Genomic DNA, 16,121 nt, shown 5'->3' on the forward strand with positions numbered 1-16,121 from the left:
TCGAAGCCTCGCTGAAGCTCGACATCTCCCACAGGAGACCGGCGGTGCCCATGCGCTCTACGACCTGGCTGCTTCCTGCCTATCACCCGTGTTCAATGCGATGTCCCTTCCGCAAACTCTACCTTATTGCCCACGTTGTACTTGCCCGACGGCTTATTCATGGGAATGCGCTTCACCTCCTCGAGCGTCTGGCTGTCATACACAATCAGCGCCCCCTCCGTGGCCCAGATGCTCAGCAACACATACCGCCCATCCCGGGTGAATTCCACATGGGCTGCCGTCTTGCCCGGCACTGGCCTCAGGGTGTGGGCGATCTCGAGGGTCTGCTTGTCGATCAGGTGAATCGCATCATTGTCCGGCCCGAAAAACACGTCGCTCCACACATAGCGCGAGTTCACATGGCTGCGCATGAAAAAGCCCGGCCCGAGGGTGGGGATCTGTTTGATCAGGCTCCAGGTCTTGAGGTCGATCACCGAGATTTGTCCCTTGCTGATATTCGGCGTGGCAAACACCCATTGCCCGTTGCGTTGCCAGTACGTCCCCGAACCCAGGTGCGGCATGCCGGACAGCGGGATATTGGTGACCACGCGGCCGCTGTCCAGGTCGATCACCTGGCCGCCGCCGGCCTTGCGTGAGGTGGCGATCAGTTGGCGGTAATCGGGCGAGAACGAGAAGTCGTCGAGCACGTCCTGGGCCTGGATGCGCCGGGGCTCGAAGCTGGGGCGGGCGTCTGCATAGGACAATTCCCAGACCTCGTTCACGTCCTTGAGCGCGACGATAAAGCTGTTGCGCGGTGGCGCGGTGTACACCGCACTGACCCGTGAGCCGGTGTCCAGGGTCTTGACCAGCGACAGGTCGCGCGCATCCAGCAGCACCAGGTTGCCCGGCAGGTAATTGCCCGCCAGCACCCAGCGCCCATCCTTGCTCACCGCCAGGTTGCGGGTGTTGAGGCCCACGCGGATTTCGGCGATCAACTTGAGGTTGTGCAGGTCGTACTGGCTGATCCAGCCGTCCCGCGAGGCGAAGTACACAAAGCGTCCGTCCGGGGAGAATTTCGGCCCGCCGTGCACCGCGAAATGGGTGGGGAAACGGTCCAGCACCGCAAAGGTGTCGCCGTCGAGAATATCCATGTGATGGTCGCCGGACTCCACCACCACAAACAGGTTGAGCGGGTCGGCGTGATGTTGCGGCGTGCTCGGCAATTGGCGCAGGTCCGCCAGCACGCTGTGGCTGGTGCGGATGTCATGCTCGTTCCACGTCGCCGGTGAGTCAGGCGGCTGTTGCAGAAGCTGCGCCAGTCCATCGATCTGCGCGGCACTCAGTTGCGGCGCGAACGCGGCCATCTGGCTGGCGGGCCGGCCTTGTTCGATGACCTTGCGCACTTCATCCGGCTTGATCCGCCCCAGGCTCTCCGGCAACAGCGCCGGGCCGCTGGCGCCGATGCGATTCAGCCCGTGGCAGCTTTCGCAATACTGGCGGTAGTCCTGCGCGGGCGTAGCGTGCGCGGCCGTCGCCCACAGCAGTGGCATCAGCAGCAGGCGTTTCATACCGCCACCGCTTCACGGGCCGGTGCCAGGCTGGCGGGGAAGTGCAGGGCGGCGTCGGCAAACAGGTTGACGACGTGGCCGATCACCGTCAGCGTCGGCACGCCGGGTTCGCAGTCGGCGGCCAGGGCGGGCAACTGGCGCAGGGTGCCACGGGCCACCTGTTGATCGGCGCGCGCACCGTTGCTGATCAGGGCGGCCGGTGTATCTGCGGGCAAACCGGCCGCCACCAGATGCTCGGCGATCAGTGCAAGGTTCGACAGGCCCATGTAGAACACCAGGGTCTGGCTCGGCTCGGCCAGGCTGGCCCATGGCAGTTTCAACGCACCGTCGCGTTGCAGGTGGCCGGTGACGAAGCGGCACGAATTGACCAGGTCGCGGTGGGTCAGCGGGATACCGGCATAGGCGCTGCAGCCGGAGGCGGCGGTAATGCCAGGCACCACCTGGCACGGGATACCGCGCGCGAGCAGGTACTCCAGTTCCTCGGCGCCGCGCCCGAAGATAAACGGGTCGCCGCCCTTGAGGCGCACCACCCGCTGGCCCTGGTCGGCCAGCTCGGCGAGCAGTTCATTGAGTTGATCCTGGGGCAGGCTGTGGCAACCGCTGGCCTTGCCCACGTAATGACGGGCGCAGGTCAACGGGATCAGCGCGAGCAGTTCGGCACTGATCAGCCGGTCGAACACCACCGCGTCGGCCTGCATCAACAGGCTCCAGGCGCGCAGGGTCAGCAGGCGCGGGTCACCGGGACCGGCGCCCACCAACGCGACTTCGCCGGGGTGCAAGGGACTGTGCAAACTGGCCGGTAGGCCAGTGGAAGAGTGGGCAGTTGAAGTGTGCATGCGACGTCCTTGGTTCATCATCAGGTAGGCGGCCCCCGGTTGTGTCACCGGGTAGTCGAGCAAGGGATCAGGTTGAGGGGCTGGCGCGCGATCTCGGCGTCGCTGAAATAGCAACCGGGGTCCGGCCCCCACAGGTCGCCATCGGCCCAGGCGCGGGTGCGGGTATTGCCGTTGCAGATCGCCAGCCAGCGGCACTCGGCACACCGCCCGCCAATGCTGCGCGGGTGTTCGCGCAGGCGTAGCAGCAAGGGGTCGGGCTGTTCCAGCCAGAGTTGGCGGAAGGTGGTGTTGCGCACATTGCCCACCGATTGCTGCCACCAGTAGGTGTCCGGGTGCACCTCACCGGTGTTGTCGATATTGGCGATGCCGCTGCCCGAGGCATTGCCGCCCCAGGCATGCAGCAGGTGCTCAAGCTGCGGGTAGTGTTCGGGCAGGTGCTGGTGCACCCATTGCAGTAACAGCACGGCGTCGGCGTCGTTGTTGCCGCTGACGAAATCGCTGTCCACGCCGTGTTGAATATCGCTCCAGGCCTGCTGGAAAATCAGCGCCATTGCCTCGCGGCTCATCTGCCGGTGCGCATCCAGCTGGCGGCTGCGTTTGCCGCGCCCGCTGTAGTTGAGGTGTGACAGGTAGAACTTCTGTACATCATAGGTGCGCATCAGCGCCAGCAACTGCGGCAGCTGCCCATGGTTGTCCTGGGTCAGGGTGGTGCGCAGGCCCACGCGAATCCCGGCTTCGCGGCACAAGCGGATGGCGTGCATGGAGCGCTGGAAACTGCCGTGCAGTTGGCGAAACGCATCGTGGGTCGCCTCCAGGCCGTCGATGCTGATGCCCACGTAGTCGAAGCGCGCGTCGGCGATCTGCTGGATGTTGTGCTCATCGATCAGCGTGCCGTTGGTCGACAGCGCGACGAAAAAACCCTTGTCACGGGCATAGGCGCTCAGCTCGAAGAGGTCTTCGCGCAGCAGCGGTTCGCCCCCGGACAGGATCAACACGCGAACCCCGGCGTCGTGCAAATCGTCGATCACCCGCAGCGCTGCCGGGGTGTCGAGTTCATCGCGAAACACGCTGTCGGCACTGGTGGCGTAGCAGTGTTTGCAGGTGAGGTTGCAGCGGCGCAGCAGGTTCCAGATCACCACCGGTGGCCGCTCACTGCCAGGGGGCGAGGTGCGCGGCGGCGGGCATTGGCCGGCGAGGGTGCGCAGGTACTGACTGATTCGCAGCATGGGCTATTCCTTTGAGTGCGCCGGCGTCAGGCGCAGGCCGGTCTTTTTCAGGATGCGGCTGCTCACCAGCATCTCGTCGGCGCGGCAGGCCTCGCCCAGCAGGAAACGCAGGTGTTCGCGGTAGCTGTCGATTTCTTCGCGGCTGCGGCCGTGCACCATGGCGAACAGATTGTAGGGCCAGTCCGGGCGCCGAGGGCGACGGTAGCAATGGCTGACAAACGGCTGGGCGCCGAGCAGTTCTCCCAGGCGCGGCAGGTGCACATCGGCCACGTCCCACACGGTCATGCCGTTATGCCGATAGCCCAGGCGGTAGTGGTTGGGCACCGCGGCGATACGCCGGATCGCACCTTCGGCCTGCAGGCGCTTGAGCAGGTCGAGGGTCGACTCGACGCTGATGCCCAGTTGCTCGGCGAGCCAGGCCCATGGGTCCTCCACCAGCGGCAGGCCGCTTTGGGTGAGGGCGACCAGTTGCAGGGCCAGGGTGTTGTCAGACCGGGAAATACAGACCGACATGGTAGGTGTGCTCCTTCGGCAGGTTGAGCACCGCCAGCCCGGTGAGGGCCTCGATGCACGACAGGGTATCGGCCAGCTCCTGCGCGGTGGCGCAGGCCAGCACGAACCACATGTTCCAGCGGTGTTCGCGGCGGTAGTTGTGGGCCACCTGGGGCAGGGCGTTGAGCTGCTCGGCGACCGCGTCAAACCGCGCCTCGGGTACGGCGAGCGCCGCGAGGGTGAAAGCGCCGCCGAGACGCTCGATATCGAACATCGGGCCGAAGCGCGTGAGCATGCCGTCTTCGAGCAAGTCGTGCAGGCGGTCGAGCAGTTCGCTCGGAGGGCAGTGCAGTTCCTCGGCCACTTGCTGCCACGGCTGGCGCACCAGCGGCAGGCCGCGTTGCAGGCGGTTGATCAGTTGTCGATCCAGTTCATCCATGGGCCCATACCTGTGACGGCGGCGGCGCGAAACGCCCGCCGCATTGCTTGAAGGCGCGGGTGCTGAACAGCAGTTGGTGGGGCAGGTCGCTGAGCAGATGCTGCTCCAGCAACGCCTGGATCTGCGCCTCGACCACCGCGCGCTCGCGCCCGTGCACCATGCAGAACAGGTTGTAGCGCCACTGCGGCAGGCGTCGCGGGCGCTGGTAACACAGGTTCACGCCGGGCGCGCGGCCCAGGCGCGCCCCGACTTCATCGACCAGCGCATCCGGCACATCCAGCACCAGCATGGCGTTGGCCACATAGCCCAGGGCGCGGTGATTGAGCACCAGGCCGACACGACGGAACAGGCCCTGGTCGTGCCATTGCTGCATCTGTTGCAGCACCTGATCGTGGTGGGCACCGATCTGCTCGGCGAGCTCGTCATAGGGCCGTGGCACGATGGGCAGGCCGCGCTCCAGGCACTGGCGCAGGTCGAGCATCTGCTCGTGGTTCAGTGGCGCGATCACGGCTGCTCTCCGAGGGAGAATCCAAGGTCGATGCGATAGGCGGTGAGCATCGGCAGGTCCAGGGGCGTGAGGCCGGTGTCTTTCTCCAGCTCATCGAGGACTTGCTGCAAGTGCTGGCGGTGGGGCCCGGTGAGCACGAACCACAGGTTGTAACGGTGCTCGCGGGCATAGTTGTGATTGACCTCCGGGTACTGGCTGACCCGTGCGGCCACTTGTTCCAGGCGCTCGATCGGCACCGCCAGGGCGGCCAGGGTGCTGGCGCCGGCGCGGGTGTGTTCGAACACCGGGCCAATGCGCGACAAGGCGCCGGCCAGTTCCAGGCGTTGCAGGCAGGCCATCACCTCGGCCGCGCTGCAGCCCAGCACCTGGGCCATTTCGCGGTAGGGCTCGGCGCACAGCGGCATGCCGTGCTGGAAGCGTTCGATCAATTGCAGGCTGAGCGAATCAAGGTCCATTTCAATACCCCATCTTTTGCGCGCGCAGGCTGAAGAAAATCCCGCTGGGACTCTGGGCCGGCAGGCTTTTCAGCAGGGTCAGGCGGTACGGATCCCACACTTGCAACTGTTCGCCATCGCGCACCGACAGCCACAGTTGCTCGCCACGCCCGGTGAACTCCATGTGCAACACGCCGGGGCCGGGACGCAGGTCGGCGACCACCTGGTGGGTTTCGGTGTCGAGCACCTGCACCCGGTCGTTGTCCGGGTAGGCGAAGTTGACCCACAGCTGGCGCCCGTCGGGGCGTGCAGTGACAAAGATCGGCTGCCCGGCCACCGGGATCGCCGCCGTCTGCCGCCAGGTGCGCGCGTCCATCACCAGCACCTGGTGACGTCCCACCGCCGGCACGAACGCCTGGTCATCGGCGACGGCCCAGCCCTCCAGGTGGGGCATCTTGTAGACGGGCAGCTTGGCCTGGCCCCGGCCGTAGTCCTTGAGTACGCGCACCACGCCGCGCTCCGGGTGCCACAGGTCGAGCTGGGCCATGCCGTCTTCACCGAACAGCCCGGCCATGTAGTAGCGGCCGTCGGCGGTGATCAGCGCGTCATAGGGTTGCTCGCCGACGTCCTTGAAGCGGGTGATGCGCGGCGGGTTGCCGTGGCTGAAGTCGGCGCTCCAGATCTCGCCGGTGTCGAACAGGCTGAACACGAAGCGCTGCCCGGGCGCATCCACCAGGCCGACCACCCGCGAGCGCTTGCCATCGGCCATTTCCGTCGCGGGGATGTCGGCAATGAGTGCCAGGTTCTCGGCATCGAACACCTTGACCCCGCCCGGCACGTAATTGGACACGGCGATCAGGCGCCCATCCTGGCTGATGGCGCCGCCGATGCTGTTGCCGCCCTGGACGATGCGCCGCTCGATGCGTTGGCGCAGCAGGTCGATCTTGGTCAGCCCGCCATCGCGGGCAAACACGTAGGCATAGCGCTGGTCGCGGGAAAACACCGCCGAGGCGTGGGACAGGTCGCCCAGCCCCTCGATACGGGCCAGTTCGGTCATGCCGGTGCTCTCGATAATCTGCACGCTGCCGCTGGCGCGTTCGATCACCAGGCCCAGGTCGCCGCTGCCGCGCAACGCGGGTTGGGCACAGGCACCCAGCAACAGGCACAGGGATAACAGGGTAGGGCGCATCATGGTGGGGGGCTTCCTTGCAATAGGCGGTCGACCAGCCAGGCAATATCGCCGGCACTGAGCAGCGGGCCCCAACCGGGCATGGCGCGGGCAGGGCGGCCGTAGGTCACGGTGGCGATCAGGCTGGCGCGGCTGTGGTGGGCCAGGGCTTGCGGTGTGAGGGCCGGGCCCAGGCCGCCGGTGAGGTGCAGGCCATGGCAGGCCCCGCAATCCTGGGTCAACAGGTGTTCAAGGCGGGCTGCGTCCGGGGTGGCCGCTGCCCGCGCGGGAATCAGCAGGAGCAGCGCCATGGCCGTACCGATCATCGATGCTTGCATGGCGTGCTCCTTGTGCTTATTTCAAGGTCAGGACCCAATCGGCCAACACCTTGGCTTCATCATCGGTGACCTGGTTCGGCGGCATCGGCACCGGTCCCCAGTTGCCCTGGCTGCCGTTCTTGATGTGGCTGGCCAGGGTGGTGGCTGCGTCTTTCACACCGGCATTCTTGGCGGCGACGTCCTTCAAGGCCGGCCCCACCAGTTTGCTGTCGATCATGTGGCAGCCCACACAAGGTTTGCTGTTGAACAACCCCGGGCCGTCTTGTGCCAATACCGGTTGCAGGCTGAGCGCAGCGGCGGATGCCAGCAGTGCGAGGAGAATATTTTTCATTCGGTGACCTCGTGTTGATGGGGCTCAATAAATGTCGTGTTGGGTGTTGTAGACGTTGAATTTCCCAGTCGGCGTGATCAGGCGCTTGTCGCGGATCACTTGCTTGAGCTTCAAGGTCTTGTCGTCGATCACCACCAGCGCCGACTCTTCGGTCTGGCCGTTCCACACCGAGAACCACACCTCGTCACCGGCCTTGTTGTATTCCGGTTGCACCACCCGCAGCGCGCCTTGCTTGATACCCGAATACTCGGCAATCGGCAGCACGGTGTAGCCCTTGTCCAGCTGGTTGATGTCGAACACCGCCACTGACTGGCTGAGCTTGGCGTCGGGGTTGAGGGTGGTGTCGACATACAGGTGATGGGAGTTGGGGTGGGTCTTGATAAACAGCGAACCGCCGCCCTGGCCCTTGAGGGATTCCACCTGCTTCCAGGCGTATTGCGGGTGCTTGACCGGGTCGGTGCCAATCACCGAAATACCGCCGTCGCCCAAGTGGCTGGTGGCCCATACCGGTCCATATTTTGGGTGATTGAAGTTGGCGCCACGGCCGGGGTGCGGGGTCTTGCCGACCTCTACCAACGCGGTGAGCTTGCGCTCCCTGGAGTCGATCACCGCGACCTTGTTGGCGTTGTTCGCGGCAGTCATGAAGTAGCGGTGGGTGCTGTCCCAGCCGCCGTCATGCAGGAACGGCGCGGCGTCGATGGTGGTGATGGTGAGGTTCTTGATGTCCTGATAATTGACCAGCATCACCTTGCCGGTTTCCTTGATATTGACGATGAACTCCGGCCACTCGTGGGAGGCGATGATCGCCGCCACGCGGGGTTCGGGGTGGTATTCCTGCTTATCGACGGTCATGCCCCGCGTGGACACGATCTGCCTGGGCTCCAGGGTTTCGCCATCCATGAGGGTGAACTGCGGCGGCCAGTAGGCGCCGGCAATCGCGTACTTGTCTTCATAGCCCTTGAACTTCGAAGTCTCCACCGAGCGGGCCTCGATGCCCACCTTGATCTCGGCGACTTTGGTCGGCTCCAGGGGCCACAGGTCGATCATGTCGATCTTGGCATCGCGGCCGATCACCAGCAGGTAGCGGCCAGACGCGGAGATACGCGAGATATGCACGGCGTAGCCGGTGTCGATCAGTTTGATGATCTGCTTGGTGTCGCCGTCCACCAGGGCGATCTTGCCGTCGTCGCGCAGGGTGACCGAGAACAGGTTTTGCAGGTTGAGGGTGTTCAGTTGTTTTTTCGGCCGGTCTTCGGGCTTGACCAGCACTTTCCAGGTCTTGAGGGTTTCGGCCATGCCCCATTCCGGCGGGGTGGGCGCGGTGTGCTGGATGAACGTGGCCATGCTGGTGATCTGCGCCTTGGTCAGCGCATTGGAGGTGCCCCAGTTGGGCATGCCGGCCGGGGAACCGTAGGTGATCAGCGCTTCCAGATAAGCCTGGCCGCGGGCCTGGGTGATGTCCGGAGTCAGCGGCTTGCCGGTGGCGCCTTTGCGCAACACACCGTGGCAGCCGGCGCAGCGTTCGAAGTAAATCTGCTTGGAGGCGTCGAACTCCGCCTGGCTGATGTCCGGCGCGCCGGGGCTTTTCACCATCCCGGTCGGCGCGTCGCCATGGGCGTTGATGGGCAATGCGAGGGCCAGGGCGCAGCTCAGGCTGGCAAGACTCAGGACCCAGGGTTTTCTGTTGCGAGTCAGCATTCCATATCTCCTCAGGCAAGACCTTTGCGATGCCCGGCGAAGGCGGGGTAGAGCGCAGGTTCTTAGTGCCAGGCAAGACTATGTTGCAGTCGCGCAAGGCTCGCTTGACGGCGATCAAGTTTGCCGTTGTACGTGCTTGCCAGGTTGTCGCAGGGGCCCTTAGCGTGGGGGCCGAACCCGTTGCGAGTACGCGTGATGACCGAGCCCTTCTACCAACCGCAGGACAACGAACAGCAGCTGTTCGAACACGCCTGGCGCCACCACCTGCCGGTGCTGATCAAAGGCCCCACGGGCTGTGGCAAGACGCGCTTCGTGCAGCACATGGCGCATCGCCTGAACCTGCCGCTGTACACCGTGGCCTGCCACGACGACCTCAGCGCCGCCGACCTGCTCGGCCGCCACCTGATCGGCACCGACGGCACCTGGTGGCAGGACGGCCCACTGACCCGCGCCGTACGCGAAGGCGGGATCTGCTACCTCGACGAAGTGGTGGAAGCGCGTCAGGACACCGCCGTGGTGCTGCACCCGATTGCCGATGAACGCCGCGAACTGTTCCTGGAGCGCACCGGCGAAGTGCTCAAGGCACCGTCGTCGTTCATGCTGGTGGTGTCGTACAACCCCGGCTACCAGAACCTGCTCAAGGGCATGAAACCCAGCACCCGCCAGCGCTTCGTGGCGATGCGTTTTGGTTACCCGCCGGTGGCCGACGAAGAACGCATCGTTGCCCGCGAGGCCGGTGTGGATGTGGCGCTGGCCGCCCAGGTCGTGCGCCTGGGCCAGGCGCTGCGTCGGCTTGATCAGCATGACCTGGAGGAGGTGGCCTCCACCCGGCTGCTGATCTTCACCGCCCGCCTGATCGGCGCCGGCATGAGCCCACGCGAAGCCTGCCTGGCGTGCCTGGCCGAACCGCTGAGCGACGACCCGCAGACCGTCGCCGCGCTGATGGACGTGGTGGATGTGCACTTTGCCTGAACCGCGCCGCCTGCCAGGCGACCTGGCGATGTGGTTTTTTATCCTCGCCGAGCTGTCGGTGTTCGCGCTTCTGATCCTCACGTTTGCCGTGACCCAGGCGCTCAAGCCCGAGCTGTTTGCCGCCGGGCGCGCACAGCTGGATACCTCGACCGGGTTGGCGATGACCTTGAGCCTGCTGACCGCAGGTGCGTTGGCGGCGTTGGCGGTGCAGCAGGTGCGATTGCAGCGCTGGCGACGCGGCGCCGGTTTGTTCGTCGCGGCGTTGTTGGTGGCGCTGGTGTATGTGGCGATCAAGCTTGGCGAGTACGCCCACCTGGGCGCTGCCGGACTGGGCCTGGAGCACAGCACGTTTTTTACCTTGTACTGGATACTCACGGGGTTTCATTTCCTGCATGTGCTGCTGGGGATGGTGATTCTCGGGTGGCTGGCGCTGGGCTGCTGGCGCGGCGGGCTGTCGGTCGGCGGGCTGGAGTCGGGGGTGCTGTATTGGCACATGGTGGATCTGGTGTGGGTGGTGTTGTTTCCGCTGGTCTATGTGATTCGCTGAGGTGTGTATGACGGGTTCCCGGACGCTGATCCTGTGTTGGCTGATGTTGGTGGTGCTGAGCGTTGGCACTGTGCTGACGGGGGCATCCGGATTGTGGTGGGCGGTGTTGTTGCTGGCGGTGGTCAAGGGGTGGGTGATTGTGGATGGGTTTATGGCGTTGCGGCGTGGGCCGTGGTTGTGGCGGATTGTGATGGTGGGGTGGGTGGGGGTGTTGATCGCGTTGGTTGGGCTGAGTACATATCCGTTTCTTCGGTAACGGATATGTACCCAACCCAACCCCCACCAAAAAAATACCCTACCAAAACCATCAACATTTCTTGATCGCCATCAAGCAGTTTCCACCCCCCACCTCCCTATCATTCCCTGGCCAAGCCATGAGGAAGCGACCATGTCAGAGACCTTCACCAAGGGCATGGCCAGGAATATCTACTTCGGAGGGAGCGTGTTCTTCTTCCTGATTTTCCTGGCCCTGACCTACCACACCGAACAAACCTTTCCCGCCCGCAGCAACGTCGACCAACTCACCGAATCCGTCGTTCGCGGCAAGGGCGTCTGGGAGCGCAACAACTGCGTCGGCTGCCACACCTTGCTGGGCGAGGGCGCTTATTTCGCGCCGGAGCTGGGCAATGTGTTCAAGCGCCGGGGCGGCGAAGAAGGGTTCAAGCCGTTCCTGCATGCCTGGATGAAGATGCAGCCCCTGGGTGTACCGGGGCGACGAGCCATGCCGCAATTCAATCTCAGTGACCAGGAGGTGGACGATATGGCCGAGTTCCTCAAATGGAGCTCGAAGATCAATACCAATAACTGGCCACCGAACAAGGAGGGCTGAGCCATGCGCAGTGCCAATCCATACTTGAAATTCCAATCCCAGGCCGTGGCCAAACCCTATTTTGTGTTCGCCCTGATCCTGTTTCTCGGTCAGGTGCTGTTCGGTTTGATCATGGGCCTGCAATACGTCATCGGCGACTTTCTGTTTCCGTTGATCCCCTTCAACGTGGCACGGATGGTCCACACCAACCTGCTGATCGTGTGGCTGCTGTTCGGCTTTATGGGCGCGGCCTACTACCTGGTGCCCGAGGAGGCCGAACGCGAGCTGCACAGCCCGAAACTGGCGATCGTCCTGTTCTGGGTGTTCGCCGCCGCCGGGGTGTTGACCATCCTCGGCTACCTGCTGGTTCCGTATGCGGCGCTGGCCAGGCTGACCCACAACGAACTGCTGCCGACCATGGGGCGCGAGTTCCTGGAGCAACCGACCATCACTAAAATGGGCATCGTCGTGGTGTGCCTGGGCTTTCTGTACAACATCGGCATGACCCTGCTCAAGGGCCGCAAGACCACCGTCAGCATGGTGATGATGACCGGGCTGATCGGCCTCGCGGTGTTCTTCCTGTTCTCCTTCTACAACCCCGGCAACCTGGCGCGGGACAAGTTCTACTGGTGGTGGGTGGTGCATCTGTGGGTCGAAGGCGTGTGGGAGCTGATCATGGGCTCGATGCTGGCCTTCGTGCTGATCAAGGTCACCGGCGTCGACCGTGAAGTGGTGGAGAAATGGCTGTACGTGATCATCGCCATGGCCTTGATCACCGGGATCATCGGCACCGGTCACCACTTCTTCTGGATCGGCGCGCCCGAGGTGTGGCTGTGGGTCGGTTCGATCTTCTCGGCCCTGGAGCCGCTGCCGTTCCTGGCGATGGTGATGTTCGCCTTCACCATGGTGAAGCAACGTCGGCGCCAGCACCCCAACCGCGCGGCCACGTTGTGGGCCAAGGGCACCACGGTCACGGCGTTCTTCGGCGCGGGCGTCTGGGGTTTCCTGCACACCCTGGCACCGGTCAACTTCTACACCCACGGCACCCAACTCACCGCCGCCCACGGGCACCTGGCGTTCTTCGGTGCCTACGCCATGATCGTGATGACCCTGATCAGCTACGCCATGCCCCGCCTGCGCGGTATCGGTGAAGCGCCGGACGCGCGTTCGCAGACCCTCGAAATCTGGGGCTTCTGGATGATGGTGCTGTCGATGGTGATGATCACGCTGTTCCTCACCGCTGCCGGAGCCGTGCAAGTCTGGCTGCAACGCTGGCAGGTGGACGGGGTGGCCTTGCCGTTCATGGCCACGGTGGAGCATTTGCAGGGACTGTTCTGGGCGCGGTTGGTCAGTGGGCTGGTGTTCCTGCTCGGGCTGGCCTGCTACCTGTGCAGCTTCCGGCAACGCGCCCGGATGGCTGGAGCACCGGTACCGATCGTCCACTGAAGTAACGCGGTCCAAATGTGGCAGGGGGCTCGCTGTGGCAAACGGGCCTGCTGTGGTGAACGGGCTCGCTGTGGTGAGCCGGCTTGCTGTGATGAGCGGGCTTGCTGTGGTGAGCCGGCTTGCTGTGATGAGCGGGCTTGCTGTGGTGAGTGGGCTTGCTGTGGTGAGCGGGCTTGCTGTGGTGAGTGGGCTTGCTGTGGTGAGCGGGCTTGCCCCGCGCTGGGCTGCGCAGCAGCCCCCTGGGATCTAAGCCCCACTCACCACAGCAAGCCCCTCCCACATTTGCACCGCAGTGTACCCGTCGAATCCCCACTAGTTGGAGCCCCTCCCATGGCCTTCACCCTTGAGCTGGAAGAATGGGTCGGCAGTGCCTGGCACCGCTTTATCACCCGCCGCGCCAGCGTCGATTTTCCGCACGCGCGAGTCGAGCTGGTCGACCGCCAGCGCAGCCTCGCCGTATTGTTTCGCGCCCTGGGCGGTGCCAGCGGGATCGCCCTCGAAGCCGCCAGCGAACGCGACCTGCTGCTGCGCCGCAACCTGTTGATGCGCATCGCCGGCACCTGCAAGCATGCACCCCTGGCCTCCTGCGATGGTAACCGTCTGCGCCTGCCGTCGAGCCTGGCGGTGTACCCCACCGTCGCCTTGAACCGGGAGCTGTACCGCTGGCTGGCGCTGCTGGCCGCCCATGCAGGCCCCATGACCCATTGGGCCCGGGACAACCAGCGCTGGACCTGGCTGCTGCTGCAACGCTACCCGGCGCTGCTGCCCAGTTACCAGCGCCTGGTGGACGCGCATCTGAGGCTGCGCCCGGACCCGGCCAGCCTCAAACCAGGTGAAGCCGCCCTGGAAAAAGCCCTGCGCAAGGCCCTGCGCGAGCCCGGCAGCGTGCGCCATTTACCCTGCAGCGAACGCGCCGCCTGGCCGTTGCCCTTATGGCTGTACCCGCCGTTGCACCTGGACACGCCCCAGGCCCTCGACCTTGAAGACGACGGCGACGACCTCGCCACCCCGTCCGGGGAGCAGCAGGGCGCGCCCAAACGTGCCAGCCGTGTGGATGATCACAGCCGTGATGGCGGCCTGCTGGTGGTACGCCTGGAAAACCTGTTCAGCTGGACCGAGCACATCGACCTCGATCGCTGGGCCGACGACAGTGAGGACCCGGACGCCGCCCGCGTCGCCGAAGACCTCGACCAGTTGAGCCTGTCGCGCCAGCGCGTGCGCAAGAGTGGCGGCTTGAAGCTGCACCTCGACCTGCCGCCCGCCGATGTGGATGACATCCCCCTCGGCGAGGGCATCAAGCTGCCCGAGTGGGACTACCGCCAACAATGCCTTCGACCCGGTTTCGTCAATCTGCAGCTGATGCAGCCACGTGCCGATGCACCGCAACCGTTACCGGCCCGATTACTCGGCCCGGCCCAGCGCCTGCGCCGCCAGTTCCAGCAACTACGCACCGACCGCCAATGGCTGCGCCGGCAACCCCAGGGCGCGGAGCTGGACCTGCAAGCCTGGGTGGATTTCCAGGCGCAACGCCAACACGGCGCCTGCACCGAACGCGGCTTGTACCAGGAGCAACGTCACACCCGACGCGACCTGGCATGCCTGCTGCTGGCGGACCTGTCGATGTCCACCGACGCGCATTTGAACGATACGCAAAAGGTCATCGACGTGATCCGCGACAGCCTGTTGCTGTTCGGCGAAAGCCTGGCCGGGCTGGGGGATGCGTTTGCGTTGTATGGCTTCTCGTCCCTGCGCCGCCATCAGGTACGCCTGCACCAGCTCAAGACCTTCGAGCAAGTCTATGACGACCGCACGCGCGGCTGCATCCAGGCCCTCAAGCCGGGGTACTACACGCGCATGGGCGCCGCGATTCGCCAGGCCACCCAGTTGCTGGGCGCGTGCAAACAGCGGCGCAAGTTGTTATTGCTACTGACCGATGGCAAACCCAATGACCTGGACCTGTATGAGGGCCGCTACGGGGTCGAAGACACCCGCCAGGCAGTGGTCGAGGCGCGGCGCCAGGGCCTGATTCCGTTCTGCATCACCATCGACAGACAGGCCGGGGACTATTTGCCCTATATGTTCGGTGCCCATGGCTACACCCTGATCCGCCAGCCGGAGCAGTTGCCGCTGCGCTTGCCCCAGTTGTACCGGCAACTGACCGAGGGTCAGTAGAAGTCGCGCGGCAACCAGAAGAACATCGCGATGCAAAACAGCGTCAGGCTCAGGCAGAACCACTGGAAACGCCGCAAGCGAAGGGCCTGCACGCCGGCGTCCGAGGCGGGCAGGGCCATGCCGCAATCCGTGCACTGCCGGTGCTTGTCGGCATTGCGCCGCTGGCAGTACAGGCAGGTTTTCACTCGAATTGCTCCAGGCGCAGCCGGTCCAGAATGGCGATCTGGCGTCCGTCCTGGGTGATGATCTTTTCATCGATCAGGCGCCGGATAATCCGCGAGAAGGTCTCCGGCTGGATCGACAGATGCCCGGCAATCAACTGCTTGGCCATCGGCAGTTCGAAGGTGGCGTCGGTGCTGTGCAGGCGCATCAGTTGGGTCAGCAGGTAGCGCACCACGCGGTGGGTGGCGTTTTTCAGCGACAGGGTCTCGATCTCGTTGACCCGCTGGTGCAGGCGCACGCACAGCTTGCCGAGCAGGGCGAAGGTCAGGCGGCTGTTGCTGTGCAGCAGGCGCGTGTAGGTGGCGTTGGACAAACGGTACAACTGGGTGGGGCACACCGCTTCGGCGCAGGCCACGTAGTTGGGGGTGTCCATCAGCATCATGGCCTCGGCGAAGGTCTGGCGCTCGCCGATTACTTCGAAGACTTTCTCCTGGCCGTCGGGAGTCAAACGGTAGACCTTCACCGCACCGGCGATCACAAAGTAAAACGCCTCGGCCGATTCGCCCTGGCGGAACAGCGGCTCGCCTTTGTCGATACTCAGCAATTGGCTGTTGCCCATCAACTCGTCGAGTTCTTCGTCGTTCAGCGGTTCGAACAGGTGATGGCTGCGCAGGATCTGGTGGTGCACGCGATGCAGCACCATGCCCGGTTCCTTGAACAGCAGCGGGGCGTTCACACCAGCACCAGCGAAAGCCCGCTGGCGGCGGCCAGCATGGAGCCGAGGATCACAAACCAGGCGAGGGGGACATAGGCGTTTTTCATCATGGCTCCAAAGCATGCTAAAGGTGTTGTAGGAGCGAGCTTGCTCGCGAAAAAACCACAGACACCGCGTTTAATCAGGATGCCCGCGTCATCGTTAACGTTCTTCGCGAGCAAGCTCGCTCCTACAGTGAGCGCAAGCGTAAGCATTGAAGTGGGTTTGCGACTTGATCTACGA

At 64.4% G+C, this 16,121-nt stretch carries 20 protein-coding genes; 6 read left to right on the forward strand and 14 right to left on the reverse strand.

Annotated elements, in window-relative coordinates; translation table 11 throughout:
• Positions 1 to 92: 92 nt before the first annotated feature.
• From BB029_RS28955 to BB029_RS29005, 11 genes are read right to left on the reverse strand one after another with little or no spacing between them, the layout of a single operon-like run.
• Entirely contained in the window at positions 93 to 1,547 is a 1,455-nt protein-coding gene (locus BB029_RS28955) for a nitrite reductase (protein WP_065941870.1), read from the reverse strand.
• On the reverse strand, positions 1,544 to 2,383 hold the full coding sequence (gene cobA, locus BB029_RS28960; protein ID WP_065941871.1) for a uroporphyrinogen-III C-methyltransferase: 840 nt from the start codon (positions 2,381 to 2,383) through the stop codon (positions 1,544 to 1,546). The genes BB029_RS28955 and cobA overlap by 4 nt, the downstream gene beginning before the upstream one ends.
• A 44-nt stretch (positions 2,384 to 2,427) precedes the next feature.
• Positions 2,428 to 3,609 carry a heme d1 biosynthesis radical SAM protein NirJ gene (gene nirJ, locus BB029_RS28965; RefSeq protein ID WP_065941872.1) on the reverse strand — a complete coding sequence of 394 codons (1,182 nt, stop codon included), beginning with the start codon at positions 3,607 to 3,609 and terminating at the stop codon, positions 2,428 to 2,430.
• Between the two features lie 3 nt (positions 3,610 to 3,612).
• Positions 3,613 to 4,122, reverse strand: coding sequence for an Lrp/AsnC family transcriptional regulator (locus BB029_RS28970; RefSeq protein WP_027607204.1), 510 nt, complete (start codon positions 4,120 to 4,122; stop codon positions 3,613 to 3,615).
• Positions 4,097 to 4,540: an Lrp/AsnC family transcriptional regulator gene (locus BB029_RS28975; RefSeq protein ID WP_065941873.1), complete on the reverse strand. Its 444-nt coding sequence runs from the start codon at positions 4,538 to 4,540 to the stop codon at positions 4,097 to 4,099. Before BB029_RS28975 ends, BB029_RS28970 begins: the two co-directional genes overlap by 26 nt.
• Entirely contained in the window at positions 4,533 to 5,048 is a 516-nt protein-coding gene (locus BB029_RS28980) for an Lrp/AsnC family transcriptional regulator (RefSeq protein ID WP_027607202.1), read from the reverse strand. Before BB029_RS28980 ends, BB029_RS28975 begins: the two co-directional genes overlap by 8 nt.
• Positions 5,045 to 5,503 (reverse strand): Lrp/AsnC family transcriptional regulator, encoded by a 459-nt coding sequence (locus BB029_RS28985; protein WP_065941874.1) that lies wholly within the window; start codon positions 5,501 to 5,503, stop codon positions 5,045 to 5,047. The genes BB029_RS28980 and BB029_RS28985 overlap by 4 nt, the downstream gene beginning before the upstream one ends.
• A gap of 1 nt (position 5,504) precedes the next feature.
• Positions 5,505 to 6,674, reverse strand: a complete 1,170-nt coding sequence (locus BB029_RS28990; protein ID WP_065941875.1) for a cytochrome D1 domain-containing protein — start codon at positions 6,672 to 6,674, stop codon at positions 5,505 to 5,507.
• Positions 6,671 to 6,988, reverse strand: coding sequence for a cytochrome c (locus BB029_RS28995; RefSeq protein ID WP_174557017.1), 318 nt, complete (start codon positions 6,986 to 6,988; stop codon positions 6,671 to 6,673). Before BB029_RS28995 ends, BB029_RS28990 begins: the two co-directional genes overlap by 4 nt.
• 16 nt (positions 6,989 to 7,004) lie before the next feature.
• Positions 7,005 to 7,319, reverse strand: coding sequence for a c-type cytochrome (locus BB029_RS29000; RefSeq protein WP_065924632.1), 315 nt, complete (start codon positions 7,317 to 7,319; stop codon positions 7,005 to 7,007).
• 24 nt (positions 7,320 to 7,343) lie between these two features.
• Positions 7,344 to 8,912 carry a cytochrome D1 domain-containing protein gene (locus BB029_RS29005; protein WP_256558460.1) on the reverse strand — a complete coding sequence of 523 codons (1,569 nt, stop codon included), beginning with the start codon at positions 8,910 to 8,912 and terminating at the stop codon, positions 7,344 to 7,346.
• A 300-nt stretch (positions 8,913 to 9,212) separates the two neighbouring features.
• Here BB029_RS29005 and BB029_RS29010 point away from each other — a divergent pair, with 300 nt between their 5' ends.
• The 6 genes from BB029_RS29010 (at position 9,213) to BB029_RS29040 (ending at position 14,962) form a co-directional block, all read left to right on the forward strand.
• The gene (locus BB029_RS29010; RefSeq protein WP_065941877.1) at positions 9,213 to 9,989 is read left to right on the forward strand and encodes a CbbQ/NirQ/NorQ/GpvN family protein; all 777 of its coding nucleotides are present in this window, start codon (positions 9,213 to 9,215) and stop codon (positions 9,987 to 9,989) included.
• A complete protein-coding gene (locus tag BB029_RS29015) occupies positions 9,973 to 10,536 on the forward strand; it encodes a cytochrome c oxidase subunit 3 (protein WP_065941878.1) in 564 nt (187 codons plus the stop codon). Before BB029_RS29010 ends, BB029_RS29015 begins: the two co-directional genes overlap by 17 nt.
• 7 nt (positions 10,537 to 10,543) lie before the next feature.
• Positions 10,544 to 10,792, forward strand: a complete 249-nt coding sequence (locus tag BB029_RS29020) for a cytochrome C oxidase subunit IV family protein (RefSeq protein WP_065941879.1) — start codon at positions 10,544 to 10,546, stop codon at positions 10,790 to 10,792.
• A 132-nt stretch (positions 10,793 to 10,924) separates the two neighbouring features.
• Complete coding sequence (locus tag BB029_RS29025; RefSeq protein ID WP_027607193.1) at positions 10,925 to 11,365, forward strand: cytochrome c; 441 nt, start codon at positions 10,925 to 10,927, stop codon at positions 11,363 to 11,365.
• 3 nt (positions 11,366 to 11,368) lie between these two features.
• On the forward strand, positions 11,369 to 12,790 hold the full coding sequence (locus BB029_RS29030; RefSeq protein ID WP_065941880.1) for a cbb3-type cytochrome c oxidase subunit I: 1,422 nt from the start codon (positions 11,369 to 11,371) through the stop codon (positions 12,788 to 12,790).
• Positions 12,791 to 13,120: 330 nt separating this feature from the next.
• Positions 13,121 to 14,962 (forward strand): nitric oxide reductase activation protein NorD, encoded by a 1,842-nt coding sequence (locus BB029_RS29040; RefSeq protein ID WP_065941882.1) that lies wholly within the window; start codon positions 13,121 to 13,123, stop codon positions 14,960 to 14,962.
• Here the strand turns inward: BB029_RS29040 and BB029_RS29045 are convergent.
• Genes BB029_RS29045 through BB029_RS33440 form a run of 3 tightly spaced genes read right to left on the reverse strand, consistent with a single transcriptional unit; the run spans position 14,956 to position 16,060 of the window.
• Complete coding sequence (locus tag BB029_RS29045; RefSeq protein ID WP_065941883.1) at positions 14,956 to 15,147, reverse strand: protein DnrP; 192 nt, start codon at positions 15,145 to 15,147, stop codon at positions 14,956 to 14,958. The genes BB029_RS29040 and BB029_RS29045 overlap by 7 nt on opposite strands.
• Positions 15,144 to 15,827: a Crp/Fnr family transcriptional regulator gene (locus BB029_RS29050; protein WP_065941903.1), complete on the reverse strand. Its 684-nt coding sequence runs from the start codon at positions 15,825 to 15,827 to the stop codon at positions 15,144 to 15,146. Before BB029_RS29050 ends, BB029_RS29045 begins: the two co-directional genes overlap by 4 nt.
• A gap of 29 nt (positions 15,828 to 15,856) precedes the next feature.
• The gene (locus BB029_RS33440) at positions 15,857 to 16,060 is read right to left on the reverse strand and encodes a hypothetical protein (protein WP_137212229.1); all 204 of its coding nucleotides are present in this window, start codon (positions 16,058 to 16,060) and stop codon (positions 15,857 to 15,859) included.
• Positions 16,061 to 16,121 lie beyond the last annotated feature (61 nt).

Origin of the sequence: Pseudomonas sp. S3E12 (genome assembly GCF_001702295.1) — a bacterium.
GTDB classification, from domain to species: domain Bacteria; phylum Pseudomonadota; class Gammaproteobacteria; order Pseudomonadales; family Pseudomonadaceae; genus Aquipseudomonas; species Aquipseudomonas marginalis.